Here is a 17,452-nt window from a genome sequence, read left to right on the forward strand (position 1 = left end):
TAAAATTACTTTAGGCAAGCAAGTGGGTTGTAGCTAATAGCTATTCTATATCGAAAATCACATGCGTAGTATAAAGTGATTTTAAAACCGCACAACGTGAGCTTCTCAGGACTTTCACTGCTGCGTTGCATAGCCTTAAAAGGGAATAACCATTTTTTCAACAATGCGCCTAGAATTGAAAGCCCTGAAAGAGCTCTGAATTGAACACATATTTAATGGAACTGGTATTACGCGTTAGCCTGATGCCAAGCACTATAGCCGCCATCCAAGCTATAAACATGATCAAAACCCTGCTCACTTAAATAGGTGGCCGCACTTTGGCTACTAATCCCATGATAACAGACAACGATAACAGGCTGATCCATATCAGCTTCAGCAATAAAGTGACTGATATTTTCGTTATTGAGATTAACAGCAGCGTCAATGTGTCCCGCGTCGAAGCTCGCGGCATCTCTTATATCGACAATCTGTAAATCGGCGGTGGCTTCCTGCATATGAATAAGTTGATTGATACTTAAGTGTTGAAAATCTGACATAGGAAACCTGTAGTAATAGTGGAATAAAAAGGGGCTGACATTACTGTTAGCCCCATAGGACTAACTAGTCCCAGTTTAAGATTACTTTTCCTGATTGGCCTGAACGCATAGCATCAAAACCTTGTTGGAAATCATCAATCTTAAAGTGATGAGTAATAATAGGAGATAAATCTAAGCCTGACTGGATTAAGCTTGCCATCTTGTACCAGGTTTCAAACATCTCACGGCCATAAATACCTTTGATGATTAACCCTTTAAAGATCACTTTGCTCCAATCAATCGCCATCTCGCCACCGGGAATACCCAGCATGGCGACTTTACCGCCATGGTTCATGGTGTCGAGCATTGAGTGAAATGCAGCAGGTACGCCCGACATTTCAAGACCGACATCGAAGCCTTCGGTCATGCCAAGCTCGCTCATAACGTCATCTAAGCTTTCTTTAGCAACGTTGACGGCACGCGTCGCGCCCATTTTTTCGGCGAGCTCAAGGCGATAGTCATTAACGTCGGTGATCACAACGTGGCGTGCACCAACATGGCGACATACCGCGGCAGCCATAATCCCGATAGGACCAGCACCGGTGATTAATACATCTTCACCGACAAGGTCGAATGACAATGCGGTATGAACAGCATTACCAAACGGGTCAAAGATAGACGCTAAATCGTCAGAGATATCATCAGGGATCTTAAAAGCGTTAAACGCTGGGATCACCAAATATTCAGCAAAAGCCCCTTCACGGTTTACACCAACGCCTGAAGTGTTACGGCATAAATGGGTGCGACCACCGCGACAATTACGGCAATGACCACAGGTAATATGACCTTCACCCGAGACTCGGTCACCAATCGTAAAACCACGTACTTCTTGGCCCATATCGACGACTTCACCCACATATTCGTGGCCGACTACCATAGGCACGGGAATGGTGTTCTGTGCCCATTCGTCCCAGTTGTAGATATGAACATCAGTACCGCAAATAGCTGTTTTGCGGATCTTAATCAGTAGATCGTTGTGGCCCATTTCAGGTTTAGGAGCATCAACCATCCAGATGCCTTCTTCAGGCTTTAATTTGCTAAGCGCTTTCATCTTATGACCTATGACAGACCACTCAGTCGCAGTCTGCTAAATTGATTCAATTAGGGTGACAACATCGTGTCGCCCTATTTGGTTTAATTCTAGCTGATAATACCCATCTCTTTAGCGATACGGGTGAAGGCTTCGATTGCTTTGTCGATCTGCGCTTTAGTGTGCGCGGCTGACATTTGAGTACGAATACGTGCTTGGCCTTTTGGTACTACAGGGAAAGAGAAGCCAACGACGTAGATTTTTTCTGCGAGGAGACGATTAGCAAAATCACCCGCAATTTTGGCGTCGCCAATCATTACTGGAATAATGGCATGATCGGCGCCCCCAAGAGTAAAACCTGCTGCAGACATCTTCTCACGGAAATAACGACTGTTTTCCCAAACGGCTTCACGTAAATCTTGACCTGTTTTGAGCATTTCAAGAACATGAATCGATGCGGTAACAATCGAAGGAGCTAACGAATTAGAGAAAAGGTATGGGCGTGAACGTTGACGTAACCATTCAACAACCTCTTTTTTAGCAGAAGTGAATCCACCTGAAGCCCCACCAAGTGCTTTACCTAAAGTACCGGTAATGATATCTACACGGTCCATCACATCGCAAAATTCGTGGGTACCGCGACCTTCTTGACCAACAAAGCCAACAGCGTGTGAGTCATCAACCATCACTAGCGCATCGTACTTGTCAGCAAGATCGCATACGCCTTTGAGGTTAGCAATGACGCCATCCATTGAGAATACACCGTCAGTCGCAATCAGGATATTACGTGCACCGGCTTCTTTAGCGGCTTTTAGCTGCGTCTCAAGATCGGCCATATCATTGTTGGCATAACGGAAGCGCTTGGCTTTACATAAACGCACACCATCAATGATTGATGCATGGTTAAGTGCATCAGAGACAATAGCGTCTTCTGCACTTAACAGTGTCTCAAACAAACCGGCATTAGCATCAAAGCATGAAGAGTAAAGAATGGTATCTTCCATGCCAAGGAAAGCGCTTAAACTGGCTTCCAGTTGCTTATGGATATCCTGTGTGCCACAGATAAATCGTACTGATGCCATGCCAAAACCATGAGCATCAAGCCCGCCATGGGCAGCTTTAATCAACTCTGGGTGATTAGCCAAACCTAAGTAGTTATTGGCACAAAAGTTGATGACTTGGTCGCCATTAACTTCAATTGCTGTTTGTTGAGGAGAAACAATTACGCGTTCACTCTTATAAAGGCCTTCTGCTTTTACATCGGTAATTTGTTGATTTATTTGGTCGTAGAATGAGGTCTTTGACACCCAAATTCTCCTTAATTAGTATTGTTTTGATTATTGGAGTGGCGGCATTTTAACCTTAAACAGCCCAGCCCCACAGCCTTTTTTTAGCAGCGCTAGCGAGATAAGTTAGATTAGGGCTACTGTATGTTTCAGATTAGTTAAACTAATTGTTTATTTTGTATTTTAGTGTTTGAGGACGCCATATGTATGAATACGTGTAGCTGGCTGTTTTATAGGGCGCTTAGATTTGCACTTGAACGTGCCGCAGCCCAAAATTTAATGCCAACAGAGGTCATAATGGCTAATGAGAAGCCAATGCCTTGGTTGCTTAATGACAAGGACACGTTAATTCAAAAGTTACTTTTTGCAAAAATGGCTTCAAGTCAGATGTTGCAGTAGCACTTTATTAAACTAAGAGGGTGTACTTGTACTGAGTGCCATTGAGCGGTAGTACTCTTCAAGCCTTTCAAATGTAGCGGTAGAATTCGGAGTAGAATAGGCCTTGAATATCATGATCACCCTAAGTAGCCCTTCATATAGTGACTCTTTGGTAATTGAGCCGATACAAGACTGTGTTTGGGTCAGTTTATAGCTTATCCAGAAGCTAACCAGCATTTTAATGGTATCAGCAAGCGGGGCTATATTTTCTTCATTAATCGCTAAAAAGCCATCTTGAGTCAGTTTTATAAGGACACTGCTAGAGCGTGCTAAAACGTCTTGTTGTGCCTGTAAATATCGATTTTTTAACGCTTCATCGCGGCTAAGAATGTCTGCAAGGTTGGCATACATAAAGCGGAACTGCCATAAGGTGTAGAACATCGCATCAAAGTAACCAACCAAGAGATCGACATCGACCTCTTTGTCGACGTAGGGCTGAAAGCCTGATTCTAAATGTTGCTCATAGAGACTGAAAATTGAGCGGATGATGTCTTCTTTATTACGGAAGTGATAATAGAGGTTACCTGGACTAATATTTAGGTGGGCTGCAATATGATTGGTTGTGATAGCTCTTTCGCCATGCTGATTAAATAACTCCAAGCTGGCTTGTACGATTTTGTCACGGGTTTTCATATTCATCCTAAATGATTAATATCCACGAAATCGCCAAGCTTAGTGAATGTTTTGCTTGGCAATCTAAAATGCGAGAGCAACTCTACATATTCGCGATTATGCATCTACGTTAAGTTATGACTATCATGTTAGCATTGATGTAATTCTTCAAGTAAAAATCACTAAAGTAAAAAAATTCATGAATCGCAGCCTTTATTCCGCTTTGCTCTACCTCATTTCGCCGCTGTTATTGGTCTACTTAGCGGTACGTGCTTTTAAAAGCCCTGATTACCGCAGTCGTTGGAATGAACGATTTGGCTTTAAAGGCTTACAACAAACAGATCTGTTACTGCATTGTGTTTCAATGGGAGAGACTATTGCGGCGATCCCGCTGATAAAACAGATCCAAGCGAACTACCCACACTTAACGATTACGGTAACAACAACCAGCCCAACAGGATCTGCTGCCGTGTTACGCGCGTTTAGTGATGAGGTACAGCATTGTTATTTACCCTTTGATTTGGCTTGGTGTAGCAGGCGGTTTGTAAAGCAAGTGGCACCGAAAACCTGCATCATTATGGAAACCGAGCTTTGGCCTAACTTAGTTCATTATCTAAAGTGCAATAACAGCAAAGTGTTACTGGCCAATGCTCGATTATCGCAAAAATCTGCTGATGCTTATCAAAAACGCCCGCGTTTGAACTTACCGATGTTACAGAGTTTAGATGCAATCGCGGCTCAGTCAGACCAAGCAGCGACTCGTTTTATTGAACTCGGTGTCAATAAAGACAAGGTGACTATATGTGGCAGCTTGAAATTTGAGTTAGATGTGGCACCCGCACGCATTGAGGCCGCGAAGGCTGTGCGTGAGGGCTGGCAAGCAGTGCATCGGCCTATTTGGGTGGCGGGGTCTGTTCACCCAGGAGAGTTTGAGCTAATACTACAAGCTCATCAAAGAGTGATGCAGCACTATCCAACAGCATTGATGGTGATGGTGCCACGACACCCTGAGCAGTTTGATACCGCTGTTACCGCAGTAAAGCAAGCTAATATGCTGGTGGCTCGACGTAGCCTTAACGATGATGTGACAGCGCAAACACAAGTTGTCGTTGGCGATACGATGGGGGAACTACTGACGTTGTATGCCGCGGGCGATCAAGCTTTTGTCGGCGGCACTTTAATCGAGGGAGGGGGACATAACCCTTTGGAGCCAGCAGCGGTAGGTTTACCTGTTTTTGTAGGGCCTCACCATTGGGACTTCAAAGAGATCACTCAGCTGCTACAAGCTGAAGGCGCATTACAGGTTGTTGAGGCAAGTGAGCCATTAGCTCAGATGTTAATTGAATTTTTCGGCAATAAGCAGGCTTATACAATGGCGAGCAATGCTGCTAAGAAAGTGGTCGCAGACAACAGAGGCGCGCTGCAAAAGCAGTTTGCACTGGTTGAATCACTTATTAATCGTAAGGATTAAGTCAGCGATGTACTGCTCTGCTTACTTACTGGCTAATGCGCTGTGATAAGCTCTATGCAGGTGTTGCCAATCAGCCTCGGTAAAGGCCAGTTGTGGCAATTTGGCCAACTCTTTTCTAAATGAACGCAGTAAACGGTCTAAATTGGCGCGTTGCCAATTCGCCTTAGGCGATCTTATTTCACCACGATCAAAATCGATTAAATAGAATTTATCTGCGGTAATGAGTATATTTTTGGCATTTAAATCGGCGTGATAGACACCGTGATGATGAAAACGAGCAATACATTGCCCTAAAGATTGCCATTGCTCAGTGGTCATGGCCGTCTTACTTAACCTAGCGACTAAATCCTCAGCTCCATCCACTCGCTCAATTATCAAATCCGCACGATACCACAGCCCATTACGTTCTACATTAGCAGCGATGGGTTTGGGCACTGGAAACCCTTGTTGATACAAATTTTCGAGTAAAGTGAGTTCAGCTACTGCACGGGTATTTTTGAGGCTGGTGAAAAAATATTGATCACGGCTGACTTTTTCAATAAGTCCACCACGATAATAATGGCGCAGTACCCACTGTTGCTGCGTGGGATCTAGCTTACTCGCATCGACAAACCAAGTGGTATAGCGGCCTTTAGATGATCCCGTTACCGCGGAGTGTCCACGCCAAAAATCCACACCAAACCAAGTGACTTCAATTTCTTGAGGTGTTTGTTCACAATAAGTGATGCTGCCAGTGGCTGTTTTTTTTAACTTCATAGATAGAATTGTACGCTAAAGCGTGGAACCTGCAGCCATTCTACATTAAGATCGGTAGATTACGCCAAACAACCTTCGAGCATTATGAGCCCAAGTAACCACGCCGAACCGTTAGATTTAACCAATGCTAAGTCTTTGTGCTTGTTGCGGCTATCCGCCATTGGCGATGTATGCCATGCCGTGGCGATGGTGCAAGCGATTCAGCGACGTTATCCTGATCTTCAAATTACTTGGATTCTGGGTAAAATTGAATATCAGCTATTAAAACACCTCCCTGGGGTGGAGTTTGTCATTTTTGATAAATCGCAAGGCTGGCGTAGCTACTTTAATTTAAAGCGTGCACTTAAAGGCAAAAAATTCGATGTGTTGTTGCACATGCAAATAGCACTAAGGGCGACGATTGCCTCTTTGGCTATATCGGCAAAGTTACGCATCGGCTTCGATCGATTTCGAGCAAAAGAAGGTCAGTGGCTAGTCACTAATCACCGCATCGAGCCACAAGCCACCCCGCACGTGCTTGAAGGCTTTATGGGGTTTGCGAAAGCGCTAGGCGTCACGGAATCTATTCCTCGCTGGAATATTCCAGTATTAGCCGCCGATACTGAGTTTGCTGAGGCGCTTATCCCAAGCGACAGTTCGGTATTGGTTATTTGCGCTGCAGCGAGTAAAGCCGAACGTAACTGGTTACCTGAGCGATATGCGGCAGTGGCAGATCATGCTGTGGAGAAGGGTTATCGAGTCATCTTATGTGGCGGACCGACACCACTTGAGCGAGTGCTTGCTGATAATATTCAAACTGCGGCTAAATCTGAGCTTGAAAACCAAGTGGGTAAGACCTCACTGTTGCAACTTTTAGCAATATTAAAACAGGCGAGTGTTGTGCTCGCGCCTGATACGGGCCCTGCTCATATGGCGGTAACTCAAGGGACGCCAGTCATTGGGCTATATGCACATTCAAATCCTGGCCGAACAGGCCCTTATACCTGTTTAGATTCAGTTGTCAGTGTTTATCAGCAGGTTATTGCCGAACAAAAGCAAGGTGATATTCCTTGGGGAACGAGAGCAAAAGGTGAACACCTAATGGCATTAATTACTGTTGATAGTGTTATTAACGAATTGGACTTGTTGTTGGATAAACAGGACTCGTGATTTTTTGTTAGTATAATGCGCTAGCATTTTGCTTTTGTCGTCTGATGAGTAAATCAATGACCCTATCTGCTCCGAAGTTTTTATTTGTTCCAGTGTCTTCAGCCGAAGGCGTTGGAGAGTATATGCGCTCGTTGATTGTCGCTAATGAAGTGAAGCAACGTTGGCCCGAGGCCGATATTCAATTCATTTTGAGCCGTCACGCGCCTTATGCCTCCACTTGCCCCTATCCTGTAGCGTTGTTAGATGATACCCCTACAAAAAACATTAAAGCGGTGAATGACTTCATCTCTTTCTATAAGCCTGACTTTGTTATTTTTGATGCTGCTGGTCGCCGATCTCAATTAGTTCATGCCCATAAGTTGGGCGCCAAAGTTATATTTATAAGTCAGCATAAGCGTAAGCGTAGTCGAGGCATGAAAATGCTGCGTGCACGGGTGACTGATAGCCACTGGGTTGTGCAGCCTCAATTTGTTATTGGCGACATTAGTTGGTTAGATCATCTAAAACTAAAATTAATAACGAAAGCAGCCCCTCAAGTCATTGGGCCGATTTTTGTTAACCCGAGTAAAAATCGACAAGCCGAATTGTTAGCCCATTATAGTCTTACCAATGGGCATTTTATTTTACTAAATGCCGGCTCCGGTGGACACCAAAATAGCAATGGCTACGTAATCGAAGAGTTTGCAAGAGCGGCCGCGAGTATTTACCAGACCACGCAAATCCCTTGTGTCATTGTGTACGGACCGAGTTACCCCCATGACATTCCCTTGGTTGAAGGTGTTACTGCAATTAAAACGCTTAGTCATGAAGCGCTAATTGATTTATTGGATGCCGCCAAAGTGGCTGTATTGAGTGGTGGTGATACGTTATTACAGGCTATAGCACTAAAGAAAGTGACCTTATCTATCGCGGTCGCAAAAGATCAAAATTATCGCGTCAAAGCCTGCAAAGAAGCTGGTTTTACCATAAGTTCTGAGGCTGATGCACAGCAGATGACAGGCCATTTAGTCACGTTAATCAAAACAGATAACCAACTTGCACTGCAGTCAGCGCTGGCTCAGTGTGATTGTGAAAACGGATTAGATATCGGTATGACCATAATAAGTGATTTATTCCACTCTAAATTTGGAGCTCGGCAATGAGAGTTGCAATAGCAATTGACAGTTTGGCGGGGGGCGGCGCAGAAAAAGTGATGCTAACACTCGCTAACGAATTTACTGAGATGGGGCATGAGCCACATTTCTTAGTCATGACAGATGATGTTGCATTCGATATACCTGAAAGCTTACCAGTGCACGTCTGTTTTGAAAAAAAAGATAAAGACTTTAATCGGTTTTGGAATTTGGCACCCGCCGTTGCAAAGCTGACAAATAAAATTAAGCAAATTGAATCGAGTGTCGGAAAGTTTGATCTGTTTTTGTCTAACTTAGATAAAACCAATCGTTTAATGACCAAAACACAGGTGTCGCCGATGTTTGTCGTGGTACATGCTTCTGTTGAAGAGGAGTTAAGCCGACACGCTAAGTTAGGTCCGTTTGCATTTTTGAAGAAGCTCTGGGCTAAAAAGGCATTAAATGGTCATCATTTAGTGACCGTATCCCAAGGTATTGCGGATGAAATAAAGCGAACAAAGCGTATCGTCCCCGCATCGATTCAGTGTATCTATAATCCATTTGGATTTGACGATATCACCGCTCTTTCTCAACAGACACCTGAAGGCATTCCTGATAGCGATTACCTTATCCATATTGGTCGTTATGTAAAGCAGAAGCGTCATGATGTGCTGTTCCAGGCCATCGCACAAATGGAAAGCCAAATACCTGTGGTGCTCTTATGCCACAACCCTAAAAAGGCCCTAAAGGCGGCTAAGAAATACGGGGTTGAGCAGAGGGTGATTATTCCGGGATTTCAGCCAAATCCCTTTCCATGGATAGCCAATGCCAAAGCTTTAGTGTTGAGTTCTGATTTTGAAGGGTTACCGACAGTGTTAATTGAATCGCTAGCGTGTGGAACACCAGTGGTCAGTACTAATTGCCCGCATGGGCCGAGTGAAATTTTGACGGGAGAGCTGACAAGGTTCTTAGTTCCGCGTCGCGATCCTAAGGCGTTAGCTACTAAGTTAGATGAAGTCTTAGTGTCACCGCCGTCATTGGTAGACGTTGATATTTTGGCAAAAGTAACAGCGGTACGTATTGCTCAAGAATATTTGGCCTTGGTTAAATAACATTGAAAAGTTTCTATGGGGAGTTGTTGTGAGTTCAAACAACAAGCGATATTTATTATACATTGCACAGAATTATTCTTACGCGATGTTAAGGCCGTTGCAGGGCGCTATTCTGGCCCGAGGTGGTGAGGTGTGCTGGTTTTTCGAAGGCAATGAAGTGAACCCCTCATTTCTGAAATCGACCGAAAGACGGTTATCCACGATTACAGAAGTACAAGCTTGGCAGCCTGATGCCGTTTTGGTTCCTGGCAATGTGGTGCCGAATTTTATCCCAGGCGTAAAAGTGGGTGTTTTTCATGGTTTTAATGCTGGTAAAATGAACCATAAAGGTCGCGAAGACCATTTCGAAATTCGCGATTGTTTTGATCTTTACTGCACCCAAGGCCCCGCAACTACCTTGCCATTTATTCGGCTGGCTGAAAAGTTTGTAACGTTTAAAGTCGCTGAAACGGGCTGGCCAACACTCGATCCTATGTATAAAGGGAGTTTGCCGCAGCCCTATGCTGTAGAGGGTGATGACAGACCTGTGGTACTCTTTTGTTCGACATTTTCTCGCAGTTTGTCTTGCGCCCCAGCTGTATATGAACAAATAAAGGCCATGTCGACACAGGGGAACTGGCGCTGGTTAGTGCAGTTTCACCCAAAGATGAATCAAGATATTGTTGAAAAATATAAAGCGCTTGAGAATGAGAACCTGAGCTTCGTTGAAACCGATAACGTATTGCCGTTATTGAAAGCTGCCGATGTGATGTTATGTGATACTTCATCGATACTGATTATGTTTTTATTACAGGGTAAACCTGTGGTGACCTTTAATAATCAAACCCAAAGTGCACATCTAGTGAACGTGGATCACATTGAAGATATTCAACCGGCATTAGAACGTGTTTTAGCTAAGCCTGCTGAGTTGATGGCGAAAATAGAGCAGTATTGTAATAATATCCATCCCTACCGTGATGGTCTCTCTAGTGAACGAGTCTTAGCCGCAGTGGATCAATTGATTGAACAAGGTACCGACGACCTTAAACCTAAACCCGCTAATCTGCTGCGTCACTTCAAGATGCGCAAGAAGCTGGGTTACTGGAAGTTTAAGCTTTAGACGTTCATCGTTACCTCAAGTTAGTTACTTACTGACTTTGAGGTAACAAGAGCAAAACGCTATATAGAGAAGCAAAAAAAATGAAAGCACTGACGTTTGTCGTACAGGGACCTTACTTTACGGAAACTGACCGTAATCATATCGCTTCAGAGGAATGCTTTGCCTCTTTACGTAAGTATTACCCTGATGCTACCGTTATATTTTCAAGATCTGACCAAGTTGAGATGCCTAAATCAATTTTAGAATTAATAGATCATGTGGTCTTCCCTGAAGATGCAGGCCAAGTTAAAACTGGATATATTAATGGGGTTGCGAAATTTGAGAATGTAAATAGGCAAATACTAGGTGTCCAAACGGGTTTGGCATTAGTGGAATCTGAATATTGTTGCAAAGTTAGGCCTGATTTTAAGTTCACAAGTAACAGTCTAGATCATCTATTAAAATTGTCAGGGCAGAGAACCCCAAGATTAGAAGGGAAGATTACCCTATTAGATATCTACGCTAGAACTGAATATTTTAAGTTTATGGGGAAAAGCTACGTAGATTATCATCTTAGTGATTTTATCCTTTTGGGTAAAACAGCGGATATGAGGTTGTTCTGGGAAGGAGACTTGTTTGAAAGTACAAACACTCAGTACCCACATTATAATAACTATAGAACTATAGAGCAGATGTTAGGGCGCCGATTCTATAAGCATTTTTATCCAAATATTGAGATTGATGCCTATAGAGACGTCAGCTTCGAAGTTGGTGCTGTATCAAGTAAGCGAATCAGAGATGATTTTAATTTCCTCTCTTTTAAAGAGTTGGGTATAGAGATCCCACGCCGATTTAAGCGTTCATACCGAGATCGTTCTTACTTTATAAATGGCAATCGGTTTGGTCGCGTAGTATTTTATTTCCACTTTATGTATAAGTGGCTGCTGAAGGAGTCTGGTTTGAGAGGGGCTTGGAATAAGTTAATAGGTAGAGGTTAATGCTTAATTAGTTAAAGTCAGTTTGATTTTTCAAAGAGCTTTATAACATTTCCCCTACCCATTACTGCTAGAATGGCCACTCTTTTTTATACCGCTAGGTTGATGTACTGCTTAGCTATATATTGGCTATCGACAGCTTGCAATATTGGTAATTCATTTAACAATGGTGGATTGGCTAAGCACGCTAAAGCTTTTTCGGCTAATAGAGTTGGCTGACGTCTTGGTACTAAGTACTGAGCAAGTGCACCGGTTAGGATTTCACTCGGCCCATGTGGACAGTTTGTGCTGACGACTGGCGTACCGCAGATCAAAGATTCTATTAAGACGGTGGGTAGACCTTCGAAATCAGAGCTCAATAACATCAATTCTGCTCTAGCTATCCATGCATAGGGGTTACTTTGAAATCCCGGTGTAATTATGCGGTTTTCTACCCCATACTTTCTCGCAAGCTTCCGCGCTTTTTCTGGGCGGTTAGTAAGTAAAACTAATTTTGGTGCAGATGGCATCGCTTGTAACGCTTGAAATAGAATATCTAAGCGCTTCTGCCTAGTCACCCGGCCAATATGAATCATGAATGGTTCATTTGGTAGCCCATCAACTGCTTCTTCCGCTTTAACCTTGATATCGTCAATTCTAAAGGGGTTGTAAATAGCTTGTACGCTTTTGGGTTTTAACCAACGCGTACCTTTAAGCTCTGTAGCAATTCCTTCCGAAACGGTAATAATACGCTTTCCTATAAGCGCCTTTGCTTTGCGCCAGCGACGTAAGAAGTGTATTGGTCCTCGCTTTAACTCCATAATGAGCTCTTGCTGGAGTGCACAGTGGCAGAAATAATAGCATGGAGCAAAATTGCAGCCATTTACGACGACATCACAATCAGTGGAATTACTGAGGAATAAAGAGAACTTTCCGTTATGTTGCTCAATATCCTGAATACAACTCTGTAATTGTTGTTGTTGCTCTGCTAGTGACAGTGTTTTTTGTGATTCGAAAACGTAATGAATTTGCACATTTTGTGGAGGAGTGAAATCACCTTCTCTATTAAAGATAAATAGGTGCACATCTTGTCCTGCTTCCTGTAAAACTTCAGCTTGAGTAAGGGCTACTTTCACAGTGCCGTTAGCAAGTAAATTATGGCAGAAGATTGCGACTTTTTTCATTTTGAGACTCTTAAATTACTCAATATTTTTTATAGTGAATATTATACCTAATCCTTAACCTGATCGGGCTGCTTGTGCCACTTTATTTATAGACCTCGTGAACGATGAAATGGTTCTTCTTTTTTTAAAGCTGATATATGACTTTTGAGATCTACACGCATGTTACTTAAAAGAAAATAGGGTTAATCTTTTATTATTGAATAAAATCTAGGTATTCGTCTGGTACGCCACAAAAAATCACATCACTTCGATCTATGAGGTTGTAGCGAATATCTTTACCCTCACTTATCATATGGTTATATAGCGGGGCTATATAAAGCTCCTGTTTCTGCCACTCAGATATAGGCCTTGTAGCTTCGAGGTTAAATATCCTTTTAAAATCCTTTGCATAGCTAAAGTGATAGAGACCTGTGCTGCACAGATCTGAGATCGGGTTCTTCTCTGCTGTTTCAATTACACGATTGGAGGTTGAAGATAGTGGTTTTGCATATGACCAGTTGCTCCCTTTACCTTTAAATACTTCTAGATAACCATCACAGTCGCTTACAAGTTCGGGTAACGTAAAATTGGGCCTGAAAGTATCAATATTAAAAATAGTGATTGGCATATCATCTTCAATATCCTTAAGTCCAAGGTACACTGTTTCTGCTTGGCCACGAGTTTCCGCCGTTAACACTTTAATTTGATAGTTTTTAATCCCCAATTTCCGACAACTAGTTTCGACAAATGATGGGGTGTCATATTCACTACGAACAATAAAGAGAAATGGCAACGTGTCAAAGTAAGCTTGAAAGCTTAAAATTGCATGATCAAAAAGTGTTATACCATGGGCTAGTAGCATATATTTAGGTTTGTTATAGCCCGCTTTAAAAAAGCGAGAACTCAACCCTGCCATTGGGATCACTATCATTAGGTACTTCCTGAATTTAATTTAATCTTGTCAAAGAGGCGGTAAGCGTTACCGATAAAGCCTAGCTGACGATCTTGCCTATCACTATGCAGTGGCAGCATTGAGATGAACAACTGAATTTGCATGGCATATAGTTGATTCTCAGTGATACCAAATTCATCATATATCATATGAATAAAATCCGTAATAATTCTCTCTTGTCTGGGCGTAGACATAATGCTAAAGGTTAAGTCTTGCTGTTGTAGTGCTGCATCAAAGTAGCCCGCAATAATAGCATCATAAAGACCAATAACAGAATGAGATAATTTGGCGATATCGTATACGGTGTTGCCATATATACTTGGCTGGTCGGCGGCATCAATCCCTCTAGGATCGATGACTTTTATATTACACGTTCTAAAGTCATATAGAATATTACTAAAGCAAAAATCACCATGTAATACATTTATTTGACCTGAATCCAGGGGAAGGTACTTAAGGCTTATCTCGGCTAATTCTGCCAAACTCGGCTGCTGTTTGCCATTTACGGTAATCGGACTGTTAATATCTAATTGTGTATGAGATTTATACGCGAATAAACGCTGTTGGGTTTTCTTTGCAAAAAGCTGATCGAGGCTCTGTTTATCTGTGTCACGGTGCTCGCTGGCTTGCTTTAGAAATTGACAGCAGGCTTTTAACATTTTTCGCCAAGAAAATGCCGGCAACTGGCTGAATACATATAGCTCGTTCAATGCAGTTAGATGAAAGTATTCAATACTATAACCAAAAGTATCTTTAGTATTGTTGGTTGCCAGCAATTGCGGTGTATAACTGCGGAGTGTGCCTGGGATTGTTTGGTACCAACGAGCCTCTGCCGCGAGCTTATTCTTTTTGTAACTCGCCTTGGTTACAACTTGTCCGGAGATACTCATTTCATTAAACGCACGCTGCGTGGTCATGCGGGACTTCGACTGAAAATAGGTATGGCAGTGGCCAAAATCATACCAATGTTGGTATAAATGTGGTGCCATTCCTATATCTTGTATATAAGCGTTAATTCCCAGAATAAAATCCCAGTTCTGGATGATGATATGACGAATTAATATCTTCGGAGCTGAAAAACTAAAAAATCCATTCGAAATCAGTTCACTAGATAATGTTTTTTCTGGGGTGAATTTACTTAGTCTTGCAGTATGTGGATTATATTCTGCCCAGTCATAATTATCTTCAACCTGGCTTATGCCGAGTTGATCTAACTCTGAAGAGAGTTGATCTAGTAGTGTATCACCGTGAAGAATAAAAAGTGCTTCGTCATGCTCAAGTTCAAGTAAGTTTAAAGCGTAAACAACAGACTCACCTAAGTTAAGGCGTGTAGGTAAATATAGTAATTCAACATTTCTATCCGCAAGTGAATCACTATCATACTGACTCGGATTGAAGCCCTCTGGTAATGTTAGAATAATTCTTTCATTCCTGGGGATGAGTGCTAATTGATGGTGGAATAAACGTTTGTTGCCCACTGGCAGAAAACTCGGCGGTAGAGGTCCAAATTCAGACTGAAGTTCAGTGGCAACAAAAGCTGCAGAGGTGATCAGGTACATGCTTTGTCTTCAATAATGAGTTGTTGAATTTCATCATAGCTAAGACGAGCAAACTCCGCAGGCCTGATCGCTCTGTCATCAATATAAAACCCTTCGTGACCACACCATGGTTTACCTACTAAAATTTCATCATAGGGAACCTGGTGCTTATCTAACCATGCGGTAATAATCGGCAGGGTATGGATATTAATTTTGCCGATGTTACCTTCAAAAGTACGCATATTGCGGGCTGTAGATATTACGATTTCAAAGCCATTATTTTGATATTCTTTGAGCCTGTCGATCACCTCTTGGCGTGGGGCCACCTCGGGATAATTACTTGTATCGGCCATGGTAAGTGTACCGTCAAGGTCTACGATTAATTTTTTCATTTGCAATAACATAATAGATGAACCATTAGATAAACATTCTACACGCTTTATCTGTATGCGTCATATAGGGCTAATGGGATCGAGTGTTTGACTGCTAATCCCTAGAGCAAATTGCTTTTCCCAATACAGGGCAATGCAATTAAAGCTAAACGAGTCTGTATCTAGAACGCTCTGAATGTAGGTTAGTTAAGTATTTATATTGAACTTGTAAACTCAAATATTTGGATTTTGAGTTATAATTCTTTGAAATAAATAGGGCTGAAATCGACGACATGAACCGCACTAAAAAAATCACTAAAAAATTTATGGGTAAGGCTAAAAAAGCTAATTCAAAACTGCATACTGCTAACAAACCCAAATACGTTTCTAAAGCCGAAAGAGATCGTTTGGAAGCATTAGAGATAGCGGGAAAGGCTATCCAAGAGATAGATTAGAGTAGTTTTTGCTCAAAAATGTGGTTTTATTACATGAATATTCATATTTCGGACACAGCTAATATTAATTACCCTAATAGATATGGCAGAATGCTCGGCTAATTTTAGCTTAGCAGTGCTAACTGCGAAGCCGATGTAACGGATAGGAGTTTCATGGATATCGTATATTCAATCGGGGAACTAGAATCATTTTTGGTCGCGATAATGGTGCTATTTATCGGGCATAGTGTTAATCGCCATGTGGGTTTCTTCAAAAAGTACAACATTCCCGAACCCATTATCGGCGGGTTAGTGGTTGCGGCCATTACCACCGCCTTACATTTTCAGAATATTACCCTTAAGTTCTCTTTGCCGATGCAGAACACCTTAATGCTAATGTTTTTTAGTACGGTGGGCTTGGCTGCAAGCTATAAGCTGTTAGCTAAAGGAGGGAAGAAGGTGTTTATCTTCCTTGGCATAGCCTCCATCTACATTGTTATTCAAAATGCCGTCGGCGTGAGTCTAGCGACCGCATTAGGCTTAGAACCATTAATGGGTTTGGTTGCCGGCTCTATTACGTTATCTGGCGGTCATGGTACTGGTGCTGCTTGGGCACAAACGTTTTCTGACAACTATGGTATGAGTACGCTAGAATTTGCGATGGCCGCCGCAACATTTGGTCTCGTCATGGGCGGGATTATTGGTGGCCCTGTTGCACAGAGATTGATTGATAAAAACAAACTGGTGTCATCTTATGGCATCGGGGGCAATCATCATAAAGATCACCCCGATCTTGTGACGTATGATCAGCTTGAAGAGGACCGAGTCACCGCCAAAAGTGTCATGGAGACCTTGTTCATTTTATTGCTTTGCGTAGTGGGTGCTAGGTGGATTGAGCACTTGGTATCGGTGTTTGAGATCAGTTGGTTAAAAATGCCTGACTTTGTCTATGCATTGTTTCTTGGTGTGGTGATAACCAACCTTACCGAATTAACTCGCGGGTATAAAACCAATAATGAATGTGTAGATATATTGGGTACCGTCTCTTTATCACTGTTTCTAGCGATGGCATTAATGAGCTTAAAGCTATGGGAGATTTTTGATCTGGCCATTCCTCTGCTTATTATCTTATTAGTGCAAACCATCGTGCTCGGATTTTTTGCTTACTTTGTCACCTTTAGATTGATGGGCTCGAATTATGATGCTGCTGTTATTGCGGGTGGTCATTGCGGGTTTGGTATGGGGGCAACCCCAACGGCAGTGATGAATATGGGGGCGTTAGTGTCTCGAAATGGCCCCTCTCCACAAGCATTTATGGTAGTGCCAATTGTGGGTGCGTTTTTTATCGATATCGTTAATCTAATTGTGCTGCAGGGCTATATTGGCTTTATCTTGTAGATT

At 42.5% G+C, this 17,452-nt stretch carries 18 protein-coding genes; 9 read left to right on the forward strand and 9 right to left on the reverse strand.

Annotated elements, in window-relative coordinates; translation table 11 throughout:
- Positions 1 to 227: 227 nt before the first annotated feature.
- From glpE to L2729_RS00080, 3 genes are all read right to left on the reverse strand, one after another.
- A complete protein-coding gene (gene glpE / locus L2729_RS00070; RefSeq protein WP_248986408.1) occupies positions 228 to 536 on the reverse strand; it encodes a thiosulfate sulfurtransferase GlpE in 309 nt (102 codons plus the stop codon).
- 64 nt (positions 537 to 600) lie between these two features.
- The gene (gene tdh / locus L2729_RS00075; protein ID WP_248986409.1) at positions 601 to 1,626 is read right to left on the reverse strand and encodes an L-threonine 3-dehydrogenase; all 1,026 of its coding nucleotides are present in this window, start codon (positions 1,624 to 1,626) and stop codon (positions 601 to 603) included.
- Between the two features lie 89 nt (positions 1,627 to 1,715).
- Positions 1,716 to 2,912 (reverse strand): glycine C-acetyltransferase, encoded by a 1,197-nt coding sequence (locus L2729_RS00080; RefSeq protein WP_101090147.1) that lies wholly within the window; start codon positions 2,910 to 2,912, stop codon positions 1,716 to 1,718.
- 186 nt (positions 2,913 to 3,098) lie between these two features.
- On the opposite strand from L2729_RS00080, the gene L2729_RS00085 reads away from it, so the two are divergent.
- Positions 3,099 to 3,290: a hypothetical protein gene (locus tag L2729_RS00085; protein ID WP_248986410.1), complete on the forward strand. Its 192-nt coding sequence runs from the start codon at positions 3,099 to 3,101 to the stop codon at positions 3,288 to 3,290.
- A 12-nt stretch (positions 3,291 to 3,302) separates the two neighbouring features.
- On the opposite strand, the gene L2729_RS00090 is transcribed toward L2729_RS00085, so the two are convergent.
- The gene (locus L2729_RS00090; protein ID WP_101090145.1) at positions 3,303 to 3,962 is read right to left on the reverse strand and encodes a TetR/AcrR family transcriptional regulator; all 660 of its coding nucleotides are present in this window, start codon (positions 3,960 to 3,962) and stop codon (positions 3,303 to 3,305) included.
- 178 nt (positions 3,963 to 4,140) lie between these two features.
- Between L2729_RS00090 and waaA the strand changes: the two genes are divergently transcribed.
- On the forward strand, positions 4,141 to 5,412 hold the full coding sequence (gene waaA / locus L2729_RS00095; RefSeq protein WP_248986411.1) for a lipid IV(A) 3-deoxy-D-manno-octulosonic acid transferase: 1,272 nt from the start codon (positions 4,141 to 4,143) through the stop codon (positions 5,410 to 5,412).
- Positions 5,413 to 5,433: 21 nt separating this feature from the next.
- Here waaA and L2729_RS00100 read toward each other — a convergent pair whose 3' ends face one another.
- Positions 5,434 to 6,168: a 3-deoxy-D-manno-octulosonic acid kinase gene (locus L2729_RS00100; RefSeq protein WP_248986412.1), complete on the reverse strand. Its 735-nt coding sequence runs from the start codon at positions 6,166 to 6,168 to the stop codon at positions 5,434 to 5,436.
- 84 nt (positions 6,169 to 6,252) lie between these two features.
- On the opposite strand from L2729_RS00100, the gene L2729_RS00105 reads away from it, so the two are divergent.
- The 5 genes from L2729_RS00105 to L2729_RS00125 all read left to right on the forward strand — a co-directional run bounded on the left by L2729_RS00105 (position 6,253) and on the right by L2729_RS00125 (position 11,617).
- A complete protein-coding gene (locus L2729_RS00105) occupies positions 6,253 to 7,317 on the forward strand; it encodes a glycosyltransferase family 9 protein (RefSeq protein ID WP_248986413.1) in 1,065 nt (354 codons plus the stop codon).
- Positions 7,318 to 7,373: 56 nt separating this feature from the next.
- Positions 7,374 to 8,459 (forward strand): hypothetical protein, encoded by a 1,086-nt coding sequence (locus L2729_RS00110; protein ID WP_248986414.1) that lies wholly within the window; start codon positions 7,374 to 7,376, stop codon positions 8,457 to 8,459.
- Entirely contained in the window at positions 8,456 to 9,541 is a 1,086-nt protein-coding gene (locus L2729_RS00115) for a glycosyltransferase (protein WP_248986415.1), read from the forward strand. The genes L2729_RS00110 and L2729_RS00115 overlap by 4 nt, the downstream gene beginning before the upstream one ends.
- 85 nt (positions 9,542 to 9,626) lie before the next feature.
- Positions 9,627 to 10,640 carry a CDP-glycerol glycerophosphotransferase family protein gene (locus L2729_RS00120; protein ID WP_248986707.1) on the forward strand — a complete coding sequence of 338 codons (1,014 nt, stop codon included), beginning with the start codon at positions 9,627 to 9,629 and terminating at the stop codon, positions 10,638 to 10,640.
- 80 nt (positions 10,641 to 10,720) lie between these two features.
- On the forward strand, positions 10,721 to 11,617 hold the full coding sequence (locus L2729_RS00125) for a WavE lipopolysaccharide synthesis family protein (RefSeq protein ID WP_248986416.1): 897 nt from the start codon (positions 10,721 to 10,723) through the stop codon (positions 11,615 to 11,617).
- Between the two features lie 86 nt (positions 11,618 to 11,703).
- On the opposite strand, the gene L2729_RS00130 is transcribed toward L2729_RS00125, so the two are convergent.
- From L2729_RS00130 to L2729_RS00145, 4 genes are all read right to left on the reverse strand, one after another.
- The gene (locus tag L2729_RS00130; protein ID WP_248986417.1) at positions 11,704 to 12,777 is read right to left on the reverse strand and encodes a glycosyltransferase; all 1,074 of its coding nucleotides are present in this window, start codon (positions 12,775 to 12,777) and stop codon (positions 11,704 to 11,706) included.
- A 193-nt stretch (positions 12,778 to 12,970) separates the two neighbouring features.
- Positions 12,971 to 13,687, reverse strand: coding sequence for a glycosyltransferase family 2 protein (locus L2729_RS00135; RefSeq protein ID WP_248986418.1), 717 nt, complete (start codon positions 13,685 to 13,687; stop codon positions 12,971 to 12,973).
- On the reverse strand, positions 13,687 to 15,267 hold the full coding sequence (locus L2729_RS00140; RefSeq protein WP_248986419.1) for a capsular biosynthesis protein: 1,581 nt from the start codon (positions 15,265 to 15,267) through the stop codon (positions 13,687 to 13,689). Before L2729_RS00140 ends, L2729_RS00135 begins: the two co-directional genes overlap by 1 nt.
- Complete coding sequence (locus L2729_RS00145) at positions 15,258 to 15,650, reverse strand: HAD-IIIC family phosphatase (protein WP_346347747.1); 393 nt, start codon at positions 15,648 to 15,650, stop codon at positions 15,258 to 15,260. Before L2729_RS00145 ends, L2729_RS00140 begins: the two co-directional genes overlap by 10 nt.
- Before the next feature lie 260 nt (positions 15,651 to 15,910).
- Between L2729_RS00145 and L2729_RS00150 the strand changes: the two genes are divergently transcribed.
- Positions 15,911 to 16,072 carry a DUF2986 domain-containing protein gene (locus L2729_RS00150; protein WP_248986420.1) on the forward strand — a complete coding sequence of 54 codons (162 nt, stop codon included), beginning with the start codon at positions 15,911 to 15,913 and terminating at the stop codon, positions 16,070 to 16,072.
- A 153-nt stretch (positions 16,073 to 16,225) separates the two neighbouring features.
- Positions 16,226 to 17,449 (forward strand): sodium/glutamate symporter, encoded by a 1,224-nt coding sequence (gltS, locus tag L2729_RS00155; protein ID WP_248986421.1) that lies wholly within the window; start codon positions 16,226 to 16,228, stop codon positions 17,447 to 17,449.
- Positions 17,450 to 17,452 lie beyond the last annotated feature (3 nt).

Origin of the sequence: Shewanella gelidimarina (assembly GCF_023283945.1) — a bacterium.
Lineage (GTDB): Bacteria > Pseudomonadota > Gammaproteobacteria > Enterobacterales > Shewanellaceae > Shewanella > Shewanella gelidimarina.